This is a genomic window from Ureibacillus massiliensis 4400831 = CIP 108448 = CCUG 49529, from assembly GCF_000772965.1.
Lineage (GTDB): Bacteria > Bacillota > Bacilli > Bacillales_A > Planococcaceae > Ureibacillus > Ureibacillus massiliensis.
Window position 1 is genome coordinate 21413 of record NZ_JPVQ01000033.1, and the last position, 16665, is coordinate 38077.

Here is a 16665-nt window from a genome sequence, read left to right on the forward strand (position 1 = left end):
TGTTTAAAAAGTTATTATCAAAGCACTATAAACTGAATCAAAGACTAATATTATTTTAAATGTTAATCCCACGCAATGATTACTAAATTGCGTGGGAATTTATCTCTTAATATAAAAGTGATGAAAAAGAAATAATGTCGATTAATTTAGGTTGCCTCTTAATTCGTCATTGCATAAAATATTGAGAAATCGTTTTATGACAAGGAGTGAAAAATGTGAGCGAAAATCCTAAATCACCGAATACTGTTTCTAATAAACTTATCGATTTATTAGTAAGTGATGTACTCCAGAAAAACGGTGTTGACCTGGAAAAAGCAAAAACAAAATTATCCGATGATCAGAAGCAATCACTTAAAGAATTAGTGCAGGATCTAAGTACACAAGTTAATGATTTCGTAAAAGAAGCAAATGCTTCAAAAAAGAAATTAAATCAAGATGATTAATTATAGATTGAAGTATGAAATATTTAAAAGTTACTATAAATACATTTTCATATCTAACTAATTCATAATTGCTTATCCATATTAATAATCTAAACTAAAAGCACACCTTACGTGCTTAGAGGTCGACAAAATCTCTCGAGAGTTTCGTCTCACGAGGGATTTTGTCTTTTTATTTTCTTTTCCTCACATACCCTTCCAAATGTATGAATTGTGGGTAAAGGAACGAAGGCACTATTAATATGTAGTGTAAAAAAAGACTGTAAACAATTTTTTTTTGTTTACAGTCTGAGCAACATTACGTGCAATTCTTTATTATTGGTGTGCTAACGATGTTCTCTTAATCTCCATTTTCCGAACAATGAGGATACTTATTTCATACAAACCTATCATTGGTATCAAAATTAGTAATTGGCTTATAAAATCAGGTGGTGTAATAAGAGCTGAAACAATTGCCATAATAAGATATGACATCTTTCTTATTTTTTTCATTGAATTAGCGGTTAATAAACCAATTGATGAAAGAAATAGTGCCACTATCGGCAACTCAAAAAGTAGACCAATTGGTATAGTAGTCATAATAAGAAAATTAACATAATCTGTTGCTGTTACCATTACATCAAAATTCATTTCACCTAAGCCTACTAAGAATTGATAACTCATTGGATTGATTACGAAATAACCAAAAGATAAGCCTCCTACGAAAAGGACAAGCATAATGGGTGAATATAGCCCGATAAACTTTTGTTCCTTTTCATATAAGCCAGGTTTAGCAAATTGCCAAAGGAAATTACATATAAAAGGTAGCGATAACCCTAACGATAAAGTAACCGAAATGGAGGTATAAGACTTAATCACTTCCAAGGGGCCTAATATAATTAGATGATGGCCCCTTGAAACATATGGAAACCAATAATTAATTGTGGAGAATGCGATAATTAAGAAAGTGATAAAAACAAGTGCGCTTTTAATCAGTTGTTTTCTTAGCTCGGTTATATGTTCAATCCATGATTCCTGATTGTCTTCTTCCTTTGTACGTTCTAAGTCTTTATTTTCTACCTCTTGTTTTTCAATTAGTTCTTTACTTTCTTTCGCTGGCTCCTCCACCTCTTTAAGTGATTCCTGCCTCTTTTTTTTATCCAGTGGACTTAAATTGTTGTAGCCATAAGGATCCATCTAAATCACCTACTATGCCTCTTCGGTCTTTTTGATTTCCTTTAAAGCGGGCTTTTTTTCATCTTCATCATCATTTATCGCTTCACGAGTAGACTTCTTGAATTCGGATAATGTTTTACCTATCGCACCACCAATTTCGGGAAGTTTTTTTGGACCAAAAATGATTAAGACGATAACCAATATAATAATTAACCCTGGAACGCCGATAGAACCAAAACCACCCATTATAAACTCCTCCTATTAATTAAACGAGACTACCACCAGTTTTACTGTAATTGATTATTCCTTCTGCACAACGATATGCAAGGGCACCTACAGTTCCTGTCGGGTTATAGCCACTATTGTGAGCAAAGTTTCCAGCCCCAACTACGAAAAGATTCTCCGCATCCCAATGTTGTAAGTAGTTATTTACAACACTTATTGCTGGATCACTTCCCATTACTGTACCACCTGTATTGTGCGTTGTTTGATACGGAACAATATCATAGTCTGTTAGTGGGTTTGATGCAGCTACTATTTTTGCTCCCATTTCTTTCATAATTTCAGCAGATTTTTCCGAAAGAAATTTATGGAGAGCTCGGTCTTGTTCAGTAAAGTTATAAGTTAATTGCAACAATGGTAACCCGTAAGCATCTTTATATGTTGGATCAAGTGACATAAAGTTTTCCTTATGTGGAATGGATGCCCCTTGTCCACCAATACTCAGTGTGCGAGTATAATACTCAATGGAAGCTTTCTTAAATTCTGCACCCCAAGCTGGCGTATCAGGTGGCACTGGATTGAATGCGATTGGACGTTGCCCTGTTTGAGTGATTGAAAGACTCGCTCCATGAATAAAATCAACATCTGAATGGTCAAAGGAATCACCATTATAATCATCAATCGTCATTCCTAATGCTCCTGCCCCCATGAATGTATTGAATTGTTCATCAAAGAATCCAGTTGCACCAGGTAAAATTTGATAACAATAGTTTCGTCCAAGAGTGCCTCTACCAGTCGCGGGATCATACTGTTCACCAATATTTGAAACCATTAATAATTTAGCATTGTTTAAGACATAGGAAGTCAATACTACAACCTCTGCAGGCTGAATGAACTCCTCACCCGTCACAGTATCGAAAAACCTTACGCCCGTTACCATATCACCTTGTTTTAATACTTCCACCACATTCGAGTTGAAGCGAATATCAAAATTTCCTGTACCTAATGCTGTAGGTACAACTGTTACTTCCGCAGAAGACTTTGCACCATATTCACAGCCGAATCTTTCGCAGAATCCACAGTATTGACATGCAGCAACTGTTGCACCATCTGGATTTGTATAGGACTCTGACAAATTAGCTGATGGCATCATAAATGGATGATAACCTAAATTTGTAGCAGCCTGTTCAAAACGCTGAAGAATCGGTGTCTTTTTCATCGGCGGCGTTGGGAATGGCTCAGATCGCTTACCCCAGAATGGATTCGTATCTTCACCGGAAATACCAGCAGTATACTCGAATTTATTGAAATAGGGTTCGAGTTCCTCATATGTGATACCCCAATCCTGATAGGTATAATCTGCTCCTAGTTTATCTGCACCATATTTCTCATCTGTCATTGATTTAATTTCAAAATCATACGGTAAGAATCGCCAGTTATGACCATTCCAGTGGGTTCCAGAACCACCTAGCCCTTCCCCTAAAAGGAATGAACCCATCATACGCATTGGAAGTGCTTTCATTTCACGATTATTTCTGAACGTAATCGACTCTTTGGATAAATCCTGAAATAATTCATAACGAATCGCATAGCGGAATTCATCATGAACCATTCCATAATCTTTTGTTCCTCGCTCTGCACCACGCTCCAAACCACGTACTTTCAAACCAGCCTTTGAACATTCAGCAGCAACAATACCGCCAGTCCAACCAACTCCAACTGTTACAACATCAACTTTATCTAAAGTAGTAGCCATATATTACTCCCCCATTCTTAATGTGTCATACTGCTAATTGATTTTGGCTCAATTTCAACAAACTCTTCACTTTCTATTTGTCCAATATAGCTAAATTGGTGACCTGGGAATCCTTTCATTTTCCAGCCTTCCATATTGCGGTTACCATTGTAAATTGGATCAGCATATGCCCCTTCCAATGTTGCTTGACGAAGTAATTTAAAGAAGAAATCAGACGTTACTGCCTGCATTGATACTTCACCTTTTTGGAATGCTGTTAAAATTTCATCCATTTGTTCTGGCTCAATCTCTGAAAAGCTTTTATCAAAACGGCTGAAAGCTTCTTCATCAAGCTTTGCAATTCCTTGACTAAAAATTTCTGCTCTCGTTAGCCTACTTTGATACCCCTGTGTTGTTGCCCCATCTTCAAATGGGCCTTGCATATATTCTTTTGCATTCATACCATAGGAGCCCGCTAATTGGTTATCAATGAAGTATGGAACCCCTAGTCCAATTGCGCCTGGTCCTAAATCATCTTCAGGAAAAATGCGCTCAGTTGCTGCAGATAGAATATTGAACTGAGTCATAGACGTGAAAAATTTAAGACCAACATTGGTTGGGTGATCTTGCCCTTGTCCCCCTCCTTGCTGATTCCCTGTAGTTTCATCAGTAACGGTGTCCCGATTTACGTTGTAACCAATCAGTCCTCCAATAATTCCTCCTCCAACTAACGTACCAGTTGCGATACCTGTTGTTTTCATAAAATCACGACGGGAAACACCCTTTTTTTCATTCTCCATGTTGAAACCTCCTAGTAGTTAGAGTTTGACTTATATGAGTATTGAACAATTTTTTATAAAATAAACAAGCGAGGAAAAATTAGTTATTAATTATTTCGATGGAATAAGAGACAAACTTCTTATTAATAAGGTCTGAATAACTTCACTAATAGCATACTGAGTATAAAAAAGAGCAATCTTCCTTTTTAGGAAAACCGCTCAATTGTTTTATTCTATTTTAATCTTTACAATATTTAATTTTGGAAATCTGGATTGTTATTTAAAAAACTTTTCCACGAATTTGTTACTCCCTGTTCAATTTCATCTTTTGAAGCAGTTAAACGTTTTTCTGTACCCCCGTAGCCAATTTCCAATTGTCCGTTTCTAATTCCTTCGAAAATACCTTCAATAAAATCTTTTAATGGTGCCCCGAAAGTATGTAGACCAACACCACCTAAATCTGTATTTACAGCTGGCGGAAATACTTCGATTACTTCTACCTTCGAATCAGCAAGCTGTTGACGTAACGAGATTGTAAAGGAGTGCATTGCTGCTTTTGTCGCACTATAAATGGGAACCCATACACCTGGCTGTAATGCTAGTCCAGAAGTGATGTTTATAATGGTTGCTTCATTTTGTGTCATAAAATGTGGAATCATGAGCATAGATAAATGAATTGGGCCTTCAACATTTATGGCGATTTCATTTTGGTAATACCTCCAATCATTGGTTGATTTTAATAAATTAACCCTTTGCTGAATTCCCGCGTTATTAATTAAAACATTCACTTTTGGAAACTCTTTTGTAACCCATTCGAAAAGTTCAAGACGGTCCTTCTCCTTCGATATATCACAAACTTTTGTGTGTAGTTTTGGGAATCTTTCTTTTGCTTCTTTAAGTTTTTCTTCCCTACGGCCTACAACAATGACTTCGTTATCCTCCTGTAAAAATTGTTCAGCAAAGGCAAGCCCAATTCCTGTTGCTCCACCTGTGATTAAAATTGTGTTATTTGTTAACTTCATATTTACACTCCAAACCTTTCAAGTATTTTTAATGACAGCTAACATCATAGTAACCTATAATATCATTTCGGTCATAAGTGTAGTCCGATTCTATTCATACTAATCCATAACTAATTTTGAAAGTTATTTTTAGATGTAAAAAAATAGGATTGACCTCGAAGTCATATTAATATGACTATGAGGCCAATCCTTTATTGTTTTAATTATAGTTTTATTGTCCAACCAAATGTATCTTCGATTGTTCCATTTTGAATACCTGTTAATGTATCGTATAGCATTTGTGATACTTCACCTATTTTACCATCATTAATGATGATTTTTTCGTCTAAGTATTTCAATTCCCCTACTGGAGAAATAACAGCAGCAGTACCTGTACCGAATACTTCCTCTAAAGTTCCGTTCTTGTTTGCTTCTACTACTTCATCAATAGTAATTCGACGCTCTTCAACTGGAATATTTTTTGATTTTAACACTTGAATCATAGAATCACGTGTAATCCCTGGTAAAATGCTTCCGTTTAAAGCTGGTGTAACAACTTTACCGTTAATTTTGAAGAAGATATTCATACTTCCTACTTCTTCTACATATTTCTTTTCTTTACCATCTAACCATAAAGTTTGAGAATAGCCTTCCGCTGTTGCAATTTCTTGCCCTTTAAGAGCACTTGCATAGTTTCCAGCTGTTTTTGCTTCACCTGTACCACCTGCTACAGCACGAACATATTTTTGTTCTACCATGATTTTAACAGGATTGATGCCCTCTTTATAATAAGAACCCGATGGAGACATGATGATGATAAATTTATATGATTTAGATGGATGAACGCCTAAGTTCGCTTCTGTACCAATAATAAATGGTCTAATATACAAAGATGTACCCGGTGCATCTGGAACCCACTCTCGATCAATTGTTACTAATTGTTTTAATGCTTCCAAAGCAAATGCTTCATCAATTGCTGGAATAACCATACGTTCATTTGAATTATTTAAACGTGCAAAGTTACGATCTGGACGGAATAATAAAACTTTTCCGTCAACTGTTTTATAAGCCTTTAATCCTTCAAATACCGCCTGGCCATAATGGAATACCATTGCCGATGGATCAATTTGAATTGGTTGATAAGGAATGATACGTGCATCATGCCATCCTTTACCTTCTGTATACTCAACAATGAACATATGATCCGTAAAATATTGACCAAATCCAAGTGCTTCTACAGCAGGTTTATTTTTTGGATTTGTTGTGAACTCTGTTTTAATATCTAACATGAATACCCCTCCGTCAAATTAGTGTAAATGTTCTGAAAAAATAGTTTAATAGGATTTATGTATGCATGAAAAAATCGAACCTTCCAATGAAACCTCGCATCCAAATCGTATTAAACGATATCTTCACTATTATACTAATTATTTGAATATTTCACCACTTCATTTGTAACAACTTGGATAGGAAATGTATTATTTAAGAATAATAAGCATTATTTTAATAAAATAATTTCCCATCCAATTATTTTTAGGTGATACAAAAAACAAATTAAATTGGAAGTAAACGAACCGTTTCTTTTAATTGTAAATCTGCAATCATTTGGATCCATTCCTGCGGTTTATTTGGTAAGACAGAATAATATTCCTTTAGAAAATCTGCCACTAAACTTGTTGGAATTTCAGTCACATTTTCATCAATTGGCATAAAACAAAAATCTAGTCCTTTTACAGCTTCACCATCATTTTTCCATGAAGGGTGAACATATGGGAAATCGATTTTCTTATAACCAAGATGTGAAAGAACTTCCCGACGAACAAAAGGATTCATTGGTTTTACTCCACCAAAGTCAAAATCCTCTTTTTCATATGGATTATAAATTTCTGCAAACATGCCAAATAGCACTTTTCCATTTTCTTTGGCAAGGGTTTGTAAATCATTTTCACGATTTTGTGCTAAGAAGCGACCAATCGAAAGTCCAGGTCTGCCAATTATTGTGAAATCGGTCATAGCAATATTCCATTGGGGATAATAACGATATTCTGTTGCACCAACGACTTCCCCTTCATGAACTGCAACAAAAACTCGAATTCCTGGATCTTCTAACGGCTCTTTCCAAAGATCAAATTCTAATACTTCTTCAGGTGGGAATACCTCACCTAATAATTTGTGCAATTTTGAAAACAATGGATCGGTAATATTCGTTATTCTTTTGTATTCCATTTTAATGACTCCTTATATAAAAATAATTTTAGTACCATTTTATTATTCACTAAAAACAATAAAATTCCCTTCTTACTTATGAAATAAATTATTTATATAAACATATTAAAACCCTCAACAAATTTGAGGGTTTTAATAAACAATAGCTACAACATTATGAACCCTGAATTATATTTCTTCTAAAATAATGACTACATCACCTTCAGAAACGAAATCATTTTCTTTTACCAAAATTTGTTTTACTACACCATCTTCAGGTGCTACGATTGGAATTTCCATTTTCATAGATTCTAATATGATTAACTCTTGATCTTCCTCAACTTGCTGACCAACTTCCACTACAATTTTCCACACTGATCCTGTCATTTGAGTTTGCACTTCTAAAGCCATACTTTTTCCCTCACTTTTTATTTTTATTTTGTTAATTTATTTTCATCTTTCATTCTTTTAGCTAGAGTACTAGCTAAATTTGTCGAGATATTTCCCGCTATAAACTCGGGTGAATTTAATGTATAGATTAAAAACGGAATATTCGTTTTAACCCCTTCGATTTGAACTAGTTTCAAATAATTTGATAATACTTCAATACATTTTTCTCTCGTTGCTTCATGTACAATAATTTTCGCAATCATCGGATCGTAAAAAGGTGAAATAACATTTCCTTCTTCAAATCCGGTTTCTACTCGAACATTTTCAACCTTAGGAAGTACATAAGTTTTCAATGTTCCTGGGGAAGGATAAAAGGTAATTGGATCTTCCGCATATAGTCGTACTTCAATAGCATGACCATTTTTTTCAATTTTGCCTGGAAGTTTGTCGTAAAGGTATTTTTGCTGCTGATTCGATTTGTGCCTTTACTAAATCAATTCCGATTATTTCTTCAGTGACCGCATGTTCCACCTGAAGTCGAGTGTTCATCTCTAGGAAACTATAATTTCCGTCTTTTCCTCGAAGTAATTCAACAGTGCCAACATTGTCATAACCAATTTGTTGAATCGACTGTTGAACTTGCTCACCAATTTTCTCAATCTCTTTAAAACTTATGTTTGGTGCAGGAGATTCTTCAATTATTTTTTGATGACGACGTTGTATTGAACAATCACGCTCATACAAATGTATGACGTTACCTTCTGCATCAGCTAAAATTTGAAATTCAATATGTCTTGGATCCTCAAAATAACTTTCTAAATAAACATTGCTATCTGAAAAATATTTTTCGGATGTATTTTTTGCTCGCTCTACCGTACTGATCAGTTTAGATTCTTCATAAACGGGTAACATGCCAATACCACCACCACCATTAGCTGGCTTAACAAGTACTGGATAACCAATTTCTGCGGCAATCTTTTTTACTTCTTCTTCATCATCTGGTAATATCGAAGATCCTTTACCTAGCGGCATACTGTAATTGGCCATTATTTGACGAGCTTGATTTTTATCCGCCATTAAATTAATCCATTTTGTTGAAGGACCGATAAATTTAACACCCATCTCTTCTAACCGTTTAGAAAACTCACTATTTTCCGCTAAAAAACCATATCCCGGGTGGACACCATCTACCCCACTCATTTTTACTATCTCGATAATTCGGTCTTGATTTAAATAAGTATCCTTTGCAATGGATCCTTTTAATTCATAGGTTTCATCAGCAAGCTTTAAATATGGTAGGTGCTGATCTGCCTCTGAATAAATGGCAACGACAGCAATATTCATATTCTTTAATGTTCGAATGATTCTCGCAGCGATGGCACCACGATTAGCTACAAGTATTTTTTTAAACATTCGCCTGTCCCCCTTATTTATTTTTTAAGAAATGATTAGACACCGCGTTTAAAATCTTCAGATTGACGCATTTTCACATTGGCACCTAAAGTATCATGTAGCTCTTGCATTAACCTCGTATTAAAACATTATATACTTCCGGACGATTAAGAATGATATTCATCAACGCTTTAATATACTCAGTCACAATCCACTTAAAAAATTAAAAAGACTTAGTACAAGCATTGTAATTAACAAAGTATGGTTTACTTGTTGATTACAATGATGGACTAAGTCTTAAAAGGTTGCGTAAGAAGAGGTTAAATTTCTCTTACTATTAAAAACTTGTGAATATATAAACTTTCAAACTTCCTTAACCAGAGAATACAATATTATTCTACTAAATGTCAATTTTTTCTCTAATTATCAACTTTCCCATTACGGAAATACTTATTAGGTTTTTAAGTTTTCTATTACCGATTAAAAACTAATTTCCTGTGTACAATGACATTTGCATAATCACAAATAAGTTATTTAAAATTCGTATTGAGTTAAAAGTCCTCCTTTTTAGGAAAGAAGTTGTTCTCCATGTATATTGAAATAAAATGTACTTATCATCTGAAACTTCTTCTGTGATTTAAGGGACAATAGAGTGATTTTAAAAAAATTACTCCAATAAATGTAAAAAGTGTCATTATCAATAGATGCTATTATCACAATTTTATATTCAGTGGTAGTTCTAAAATTTTACACTTCTATTAATTGTAATAATTCCCTATTGATTCCTTTACATAAAATATTCTTTTTACCAAATGCCGTTAAGCTAGGTGCTTCTGTTAAAAATTGAACCCCATTTGACTTTAAATCGCTAATCGTTTCTTCAATATCCTCTACTGCAAATGCTAAATGTTCAATCACTCCATTTGAATACGGTTCATCTACGTCATCTAGTTCTTCGATCAGCTCTATTTCCACCTCTGGATGATCTTTTACAAATAAAAAGGCTATTTTACGATGTCCGATATTCGCTGTAGTTCTTAATTGAAAGTTTAAAACGTTTTCATAGAATTCAATAGATTCCTCTAAATTTTTGGCAATTATTGCTGTGTGCTCGATTTTTTTAATTCCCATTATACCCCTCCGTTGTTCCCTTTCTGTAACAATGCTTTATAAGTAGTTTCATAGAAACATTGTTGATATATTATCTAATATTTTGAATTCTTTTTCAATTATTAACATTACTGGTTGACAGTGCACTAAATTTATTGCATATTAAAATCAAATATGGCAATCAGCGTAACGAAGACCAGTATGTGGAACCCATTTGAAAAGAGAGCGATGTTCATCGGCTGAAAGACATCGTACAAAATGGACTGCAGAACCTGCTTCGCTAGCTTCTAGAAAAACTAGACGCCGCTCTGCGTTATGAGGATGAAGTGGGATTTATTTGTTAAATCCAATTTAGGTGGTACCACGGAAAGAAACTACTCTTTTCGCCCTATTTTTATAGGGTGGAAAGAGTTTTTTTGTTATTAGGAGGCAATGTGATGGATAAAAAACGTATTGTCGTAAAAATTGGTAGTAGTTCCCTTACAAATACAAAAGGCGAAATTGACCATGAAAAATTACAGGATCATATTGATGCCATCTCAACGTTGAAAAAACTAGATCATGACGTTTTACTTGTATCGTCTGGCGCGGTTGCAGCAGGTTTTCGTAAACTAGGTTATCCTTCAAGACCTGTTACACTAAAAGGCAAACAGGCAGCAGCAGCAGTTGGGCAAAGCTTGCTTATTCAACTTTACGCGGAAGGGTTTGAATCTCACGCAATTACTACTGCCCAAGTATTATTAACTCGCACGGATTTTTCAAAAAAAGAGCGATATAAAAATGCTTATGCTACTTTCACAGAATTACTTGAACGCTCTATCATACCGATCATTAATGAAAACGATACTGTATCTGTTGAAGAATTAACTTTTGGCGATAATGATATGTTATCTGCTTTAGTAAGCGGTCTTGTCCATGCAGACCAATTAATAATCTTAACGGATATTAATGGTTTTTATAATGACAATCCGAATAAAAATCCATTTGCAACACGCATTCATCACCTATCAGAAATTACTGATGAAATGTTACAGCTTGCTCAAGGTGCAGGATCTAACGTCGGTACTGGTGGTATGCAGTCTAAACTACAAGCTGCTCGCACCGCCCTTACCTCTGGTGTGAAGGTTTTTATTGGGAAAGGCGTCGGACAAAACAAGCTAACAGATATACTTTATGGTAATGGCGATGGAACTTATATCAGTAACGAAAAACAATACATCCTGCCAAATAAAAAACAATGGCTTTCATTAACTGAAATTTCTGGAAAATTATACATTGATGAAGGTGCGAAGGATGCCTTACTTTCCAATGGTAAAAGCCTTTTACCAGCAGGAATTTATAAAATAGATGGTACCTTTTATAAAGGTGATGTGGTTGAAGTTTATTGGAATGATACTCTATTAGGAAGAGGTGAAGTTCACTATTCAAGTAAAGAGCTTTCACTTGCATTGGGAAAACGAACAAATGAATTACATACAAACACTAGTGTCGTAATTCATCGGGACAGATGGCTAAAAATTTAAAACTAGGAGGTCTAATATGTCAAAGTTAACGATTGAAAGTGAAGTACGATTAAAAGGAAAAGCAGCAAAACAAGCGAGTCTTATAATAAGCAACAAAACTTCTGCTGAAAAGAATATCGCATTAAAGAAAATAGCAGATCAACTGCTAAAAGACCAAGAGTTAATATTATCAGAGAATAATAAAGATATTATTTCCGGAAAAGAAAAAGGCTTACAAGAATCCCTTCTCGATCGAATACTATTAAATGAAGATCGTCTCAAAGCTATGGCTCAGGCTATCCACGAGCTCATCGCATTACAAGATCCAGTTGGAGATCTTTTAGAATCGATGACAAAAGAAAATGGTCTCAAAATCGAAAAACGTCGTGTTCCGATTGGTGTCATTGGGATGATTTATGAGGCAAGACCGAATGTAACCATTGATGCAGCAACGTTATGTTTAAAAACAGGTAATGCAGTTATTTTAAGAGGCAGTTCTTCAGCAAAGCATTCAAATATTGCGCTTGTAAAAACGATTCACCGCGCATTAGAAAATACTTCTCTTCCAATTGATGCCGTACAATTAATAGAAGACACGAGCCATGAAACAGCGAAGGAATTATTTCGTTTAAATGATTATTTAGATGTGTTAATACCTCGTGGTGGAAAAGCTTTAATAGATCTTGTGGTGAAAGAATCCACAGTACCTGTTTTAGAAACTGGCGCAGGTAATTGCCATATATTCATCGACTACAATGCAAAGTATGATATGGCACATGATATTTTAATCAATGCCAAAACACAGCGCCCTTCTGTTTGTAACTCAGCAGAAAGTTTACTTATTCAATATGATTGGTTTAAGGAAAAGGGTGAAGCTATCCTCAACGACTTACAAAAAGCTGGAATTACTATTATCGGCGATGAAGAGGTTTGTAAGATGAATTCTACAGCAACCTTGGCAACGGAAGAGGATTTTGCAACAGAGTTTTTAGATTTAAAGATGAGTGTCAAAGTAGTAGAAAATGTTAATGAAGCAATCGAACATGTAAATACATTTGGCACAAAACATTCAGAGGCAATCATCACAGAGGATATTTTAAATGCAGAATTATTCTTAAAAAATGTTGATGCTGCTGCGGTTTACTATAACGCATCTACAAGGTTCACAGACGGATTTGAATTTGGGTATGGAGCTGAAATTGGTATAAGTACACAAAAATTACATGCACGCGGCCCAATGGGATTACCTGCATTGACTTCTACAAAATATTTTATTTACGGAAATGGGCAAATTCGACAATAAAAAATGAGCCAAATCTAAAGAGTGAAGATACAACTTCCTTTTAGATTTGGCTTTTTCTTTTAAAAATCGTATTTTGCTTCTTTTTCTTCTCTTAGTTTTGTATACGTTTCTGTTAATAAAACTGTATCCTCTACTAAGCGGTCAATGCGAAAGAGGATATCATCATTGACGATTTCTTTACGATTAAAATCTTTTTCTTCTATAAATACATAAGTTTGTACGATTTGAGCTTTCATATAAGAAAGGATCGGCTTTAATTGCTGCTCTGCGATTAAATAATGCTTTGGTGATCCAGCAGTGACAAGCATACTTACTACTTTGTCGAGAAATGCATTGACAGGTAGTAAGTCAAAAATATTTTTTAATGTAGCAGGGATTGATGCTTGAAATATCGGTGTACCAATAATAATTGCATCGGCTTCCATAATCTTCCGAGTTACAAACCCTGTATCCCCTTCGTATTCTAAATAATTTCGCCCATCACTAAACTGAACATCATACTCAGCTAAGTCGATTAAAGTCACATTCACATCAGGATATTTTTCATTCAAAGCTTTCATCATATAATTCATCGCAGTACGTGTTTTTGACCCCACTTTTGAGCCTGATAATCCCACAATATTCACATTTATTCCCCCTGCTTTGCAGTATACTTTCTTATGGCTGGCAAAATTTCATTTCCAATTAATTCGATGTTTTTCATTAAGTTTTCAAATGGAACGCCACCAAAATCCATTTGTCCAATATAACGTTGATGGCCAAATAGTTCGTATTGATAAAGGATTTTCTCTATTATTTGTTGAGGACTTCCGATATTCATCACATCTCGAGTATCAGCACCTTGCGCAAAATGCTGTTTAGGGAAACCTCGCCCGTTCGTTAATTTCATTCCTTCATTTATAAAAGGATAGTACTCTCTAAGCGCTTGTTGTGTTGTCTCTGCTGCATAGAAAAATCCCGCTGTTGCCACTGGGAAGTCATTAGGATCAAATCCATTGTCCTGTAAAGATTCTCTGTAAGCATCAATGGAATATTTAAAGCTTGTTGCAGGACCACCAAGCATTGCTAACTGCATTGGTACTCCAGCACGACCTGCTTTAATAGCACTTGCAGGGGGACCTCCAACTGCTCGCCAAATAGGAAGAGATCCGTTTAATGGGCGTGGTAAAATTTGCGCATCCCTTAATGGAGCTCTAAATTCTCCACTCCAATTTACTACTTCCTCTTCATTGATTTTTAATAATAAATCAAACTTTTCTTCAAATAACTCCTCATAATCTCGTAAGCTATAGCCTAATAAACTAAACAATCCCACTCGAGAAGCACGACCTGCGATTATTTCAGCTCTTCCGTTTGAAATTAAATCAATTGTCGCAAAATCCTCATAAACTCGTACTGGATCTAGTGTACTTATAATCGTTGAAGAGCTAGAAATTTTAATTTTATTTGTGGCTTGTGCAATGGCAGCTAGGACTACTGAATGAGCTTGAGTTGTAAAATATTCTTGATGGCTCTCCCCTACACTAAAAAAATCTATTCCAGCTTGCTCAGCAAGTTTGGCTAACTCTATTATTTCGTGAATTCTTTGTTGAGCAGAAATCCTCTCGCCTGTATTAGGATTTGTAATATGATCTCCCAATGTATAAATTCCAAATTCCAATCCTTTTTTTGGATCAATTCTATATTTGTCCAAAACCGCCCCAACCTTTCAACAATTTAATTGCTTTTATTTTAACATTGATTTCTTAGTTACTTAGTCTGATATGCTCACATCTATGAAAATTAGTATTGTAGTAAAGCTTGTAAATATGCGTAATATTATTTTAACGCTGTTAAAAGAGTCAAAAGATAAAATACAATTTATATAGATTTAAAAAGGTTTTAATTTTATTATTTTCATTGCTTATTATTATGTGGATCAAAACTCTTTATTTTTCACAATCTTTAAAATTTTTATATTATAATGGATTATAGCATGTGAGTTTATATTACATGTAACAGGGGGGATTTTATTGACCAATACAAATGATCCATTAATCTTAGATAAAAAGGCGAAAATCTATTTAATTGCGGCTATTTTTTTTGGCATATGTTTTTTTGCATTACCGGCTATTTTAAGCAACTTTGCCGTGCAACTATTAGGTGAAAACGCAGTGCAAGTTGTATTTATCATTACATGTTTTAGCTTACTGTTAGCAGTGTTTTGCGGGAATAAGTATTATAAGTTAAAATCACAGATTAGAAAATAAATATTAAGAAGCTAGGACATAAAAAATACCCCCAATTAGGTAAGATGAAATTTTTATTTTTTCATCTGTCTACCTAATTGGGAGCATATCAAAGCAACTAAAGTACAATATAATTTGCTCCTTTTTATAATCAAAACCAACCCTCCTCTCAATATTTTTTATTTATTTTAATAATCTGATTATTATAGCTGTCTACAACTACAATTGATCCATCACTAGTATTACCCACATCTGTGGGGAACCGTAATCCTTCAATAATCGTTGTTACTTTTCCGTCTAACAAATAACGAATGGTATGATTTGCACTATCTGCAATCAAAAGTCCCCCTTCATTAGTTAAGGCTAGTCCTCTAGGAGATGCAAATTTTGCTTCAAGGGCTGCTCCATCCTGATATCCAGGATCTGCATATAGTTTTTATTTCCTAGCGTTACTTTACCAGCAACTGTCGTGACGACATTATTTGTGAAATCTATATATCGAATCGCTTGATTACCTGTGTCACTTACATATAAATTCCCTTTCGAATCTATTACAAGACTCGTAGGTTCATTAAATTTTGCTTCGGATAACTTTCCATCTTTAAATTCCCCTGCACTTTCAATAACACCTGCAACTACTTCCACAGGTCGCATTGAAGTTGCATTTAACGTAGTGACATTTCCTTCATTATCAATTTTTCTAATGACGTGATTTAATGTGTCTGCTACATATATTGTTCCATCTTTTGCAACCGCAATATCTTGTGGGTAATAGAATCTAGCATTCTCTGCTTTATCATCAATAAGACCTGGCAAACTATCACCGGCTAATGTAATCACATTTCCATTTGATAAAATTTTACGAATCACATGGTTCTCGGTGTCCGCTATATATATATTTCCTGATGAATCAACATCGATACCAGAAGGAGATGAGAACATAGCACTATCTTTTTGAGCATCGTGTAAAGCCCCTTCTGGATTACCAAATTCGTCCGTTAATAATGGCATTCCAGCATATGTTGACACATTACCGTCTTTCAGTTGACGAATTGAATGATTTTCTTGGTCTGAAATCAAGATTGAGCCATTTGATAAAATTGCTAGATTAATTGGAAAGCGAAAAGATGCCTCTAAAGCCTTTCCATCGACATTTGTAACCGTCAAGTAAAATTAAACAGTTTTTCACAAATAAGTTTAAAC

General features: G+C 34.7%; 19 protein-coding genes. 4 read left to right on the plus strand and 15 right to left on the minus strand.

The features are described 5' to 3' along the window. Positions 1-215: 215 nt before the first annotated feature. Positions 216-443, plus strand: a complete 228-nt coding sequence (locus CD30_RS14540; protein WP_036178290.1) for a hypothetical protein — start codon at positions 216-218, stop codon at positions 441-443. A 312-nt stretch (positions 444-755) separates the two neighbouring features. On the opposite strand, the gene tatC is transcribed toward CD30_RS14540, so the two are convergent. The 11 genes from tatC to CD30_RS14590 all read right to left on the minus strand — a co-directional run bounded on the left by tatC (position 756) and on the right by CD30_RS14590 (position 10450). Next, the gene (gene tatC, locus CD30_RS14545; RefSeq protein WP_036178292.1) at positions 756-1616 is read right to left on the minus strand and encodes a twin-arginine translocase subunit TatC; all 861 of its coding nucleotides are present in this window, start codon (positions 1614-1616) and stop codon (positions 756-758) included. A gap of 12 nt (positions 1617-1628) precedes the next feature. Then, entirely contained in the window at positions 1629-1841 is a 213-nt protein-coding gene (gene tatA / locus CD30_RS14550; RefSeq protein ID WP_036178294.1) for a twin-arginine translocase TatA/TatE family subunit, read from the minus strand. Between the two features lie 19 nt (positions 1842-1860). Further along, positions 1861-3573 carry a GMC family oxidoreductase gene (locus CD30_RS14555; protein ID WP_036178297.1) on the minus strand — a complete coding sequence of 571 codons (1713 nt, stop codon included), beginning with the start codon at positions 3571-3573 and terminating at the stop codon, positions 1861-1863. Positions 3574-3590: 17 nt separating this feature from the next. Continuing rightward, positions 3591-4352, minus strand: coding sequence for a gluconate 2-dehydrogenase subunit 3 family protein (locus tag CD30_RS14560; RefSeq protein WP_036178299.1), 762 nt, complete (start codon positions 4350-4352; stop codon positions 3591-3593). A 233-nt stretch (positions 4353-4585) separates the two neighbouring features. Continuing rightward, positions 4586-5353, minus strand: coding sequence for an SDR family oxidoreductase (locus tag CD30_RS14565; protein ID WP_036178300.1), 768 nt, complete (start codon positions 5351-5353; stop codon positions 4586-4588). A 203-nt stretch (positions 5354-5556) separates the two neighbouring features. After that, complete coding sequence (locus CD30_RS14570) at positions 5557-6621, minus strand: branched-chain amino acid aminotransferase (RefSeq protein WP_036178302.1); 1065 nt, start codon at positions 6619-6621, stop codon at positions 5557-5559. A gap of 265 nt (positions 6622-6886) precedes the next feature. Then, positions 6887-7558 (minus strand): GNAT family acetyltransferase, encoded by a 672-nt coding sequence (locus CD30_RS14575; protein ID WP_036178306.1) that lies wholly within the window; start codon positions 7556-7558, stop codon positions 6887-6889. A gap of 168 nt (positions 7559-7726) precedes the next feature. Then, on the minus strand, positions 7727-7948 hold the full coding sequence (locus CD30_RS14580) for an acetyl-CoA carboxylase biotin carboxyl carrier protein subunit (RefSeq protein ID WP_036178308.1): 222 nt from the start codon (positions 7946-7948) through the stop codon (positions 7727-7729). Between the two features lie 23 nt (positions 7949-7971). After that, positions 7972-8280, minus strand: a complete 309-nt coding sequence (locus CD30_RS20450; RefSeq protein WP_235802070.1) for a hypothetical protein — start codon at positions 8278-8280, stop codon at positions 7972-7974. A gap of 73 nt (positions 8281-8353) precedes the next feature. Beyond that, positions 8354-9340, minus strand: coding sequence for an ATP-binding protein (locus CD30_RS14585; protein ID WP_211254631.1), 987 nt, complete (start codon positions 9338-9340; stop codon positions 8354-8356). Between the two features lie 726 nt (positions 9341-10066). Then, on the minus strand, positions 10067-10450 hold the full coding sequence (locus CD30_RS14590; RefSeq protein WP_036178310.1) for a VOC family protein: 384 nt from the start codon (positions 10448-10450) through the stop codon (positions 10067-10069). A 416-nt stretch (positions 10451-10866) separates the two neighbouring features. On the opposite strand from CD30_RS14590, the gene proB reads away from it, so the two are divergent. Next, positions 10867-11952, plus strand: coding sequence for a glutamate 5-kinase (gene proB, locus CD30_RS14595; protein WP_036178312.1), 1086 nt, complete (start codon positions 10867-10869; stop codon positions 11950-11952). 16 nt (positions 11953-11968) lie between these two features. After that, positions 11969-13234 carry a glutamate-5-semialdehyde dehydrogenase gene (locus CD30_RS14600; protein WP_170215852.1) on the plus strand — a complete coding sequence of 422 codons (1266 nt, stop codon included), beginning with the start codon at positions 11969-11971 and terminating at the stop codon, positions 13232-13234. A gap of 59 nt (positions 13235-13293) precedes the next feature. Here CD30_RS14600 and CD30_RS14605 read toward each other — a convergent pair whose 3' ends face one another. Next, on the minus strand, positions 13294-13860 hold the full coding sequence (locus tag CD30_RS14605) for an NADPH-dependent FMN reductase (protein WP_036178314.1): 567 nt from the start codon (positions 13858-13860) through the stop codon (positions 13294-13296). Between the two features lie 2 nt (positions 13861-13862). Beyond that, positions 13863-14927: an LLM class flavin-dependent oxidoreductase gene (locus CD30_RS14610; protein ID WP_036178316.1), complete on the minus strand. Its 1065-nt coding sequence runs from the start codon at positions 14925-14927 to the stop codon at positions 13863-13865. A 319-nt stretch (positions 14928-15246) separates the two neighbouring features. On the opposite strand from CD30_RS14610, the gene CD30_RS14615 reads away from it, so the two are divergent. After that, positions 15247-15483 (plus strand): hypothetical protein, encoded by a 237-nt coding sequence (locus CD30_RS14615; RefSeq protein WP_036178319.1) that lies wholly within the window; start codon positions 15247-15249, stop codon positions 15481-15483. Positions 15484-15631: 148 nt separating this feature from the next. Here the strand turns inward: CD30_RS14615 and CD30_RS19860 are convergent, their stop codons facing one another. After that, positions 15632-15802, minus strand: a complete 171-nt coding sequence (locus tag CD30_RS19860; protein ID WP_084077946.1) for a hypothetical protein — start codon at positions 15800-15802, stop codon at positions 15632-15634. Positions 15803-15825: 23 nt separating this feature from the next. Further along, complete coding sequence (locus CD30_RS14620) at positions 15826-16629, minus strand: NHL domain-containing protein (protein WP_052126240.1); 804 nt, start codon at positions 16627-16629, stop codon at positions 15826-15828. Positions 16630-16665 lie beyond the last annotated feature (36 nt).

Excerpts from the sequence above, each read along its gene's own strand:
- CD30_RS14590 (WP_036178310.1), bottom strand. The coding sequence starts at position 10,450 with ATGGGAATTAAAAAAATCGAGCACACAGCAATAATTGCCAAAAATTTA.
- CD30_RS14585 (WP_211254631.1), bottom strand. The coding sequence starts at position 9,340 with ATGTTTAAAAAAATACTTGTAGCTAATCGTGGTGCCATCGCTGCGAGA.
- CD30_RS14580 (WP_036178308.1), bottom strand. The coding sequence starts at position 7,948 with ATGGCTTTAGAAGTGCAAACTCAAATGACAGGATCAGTGTGGAAAATT.
- tatC (WP_036178292.1), bottom strand. The coding sequence starts at position 1,616 with ATGGATCCTTATGGCTACAACAATTTAAGTCCACTGGATAAAAAAAAG.
- CD30_RS14555 (WP_036178297.1), bottom strand. The coding sequence starts at position 3,573 with ATGGCTACTACTTTAGATAAAGTTGATGTTGTAACAGTTGGAGTTGGT.
- CD30_RS14565 (WP_036178300.1), bottom strand. The coding sequence starts at position 5,353 with ATGAAGTTAACAAATAACACAATTTTAATCACAGGTGGAGCAACAGGA.
- CD30_RS14600 (WP_170215852.1), top strand. The coding sequence starts at position 11,969 with ATGTCAAAGTTAACGATTGAAAGTGAAGTACGATTAAAAGGAAAAGCA.
- tatA (WP_036178294.1), bottom strand. The coding sequence starts at position 1,841 with ATGGGTGGTTTTGGTTCTATCGGCGTTCCAGGGTTAATTATTATATTG.
- CD30_RS14560 (WP_036178299.1), bottom strand. The coding sequence starts at position 4,352 with ATGGAGAATGAAAAAAAGGGTGTTTCCCGTCGTGATTTTATGAAAACA.
- CD30_RS14575 (WP_036178306.1), bottom strand. The coding sequence starts at position 7,558 with ATGGAATACAAAAGAATAACGAATATTACCGATCCATTGTTTTCAAAA.
- CD30_RS14570 (WP_036178302.1), bottom strand. The coding sequence starts at position 6,621 with ATGTTAGATATTAAAACAGAGTTCACAACAAATCCAAAAAATAAACCT.
- proB (WP_036178312.1), top strand. The coding sequence starts at position 10,867 with ATGGATAAAAAACGTATTGTCGTAAAAATTGGTAGTAGTTCCCTTACA.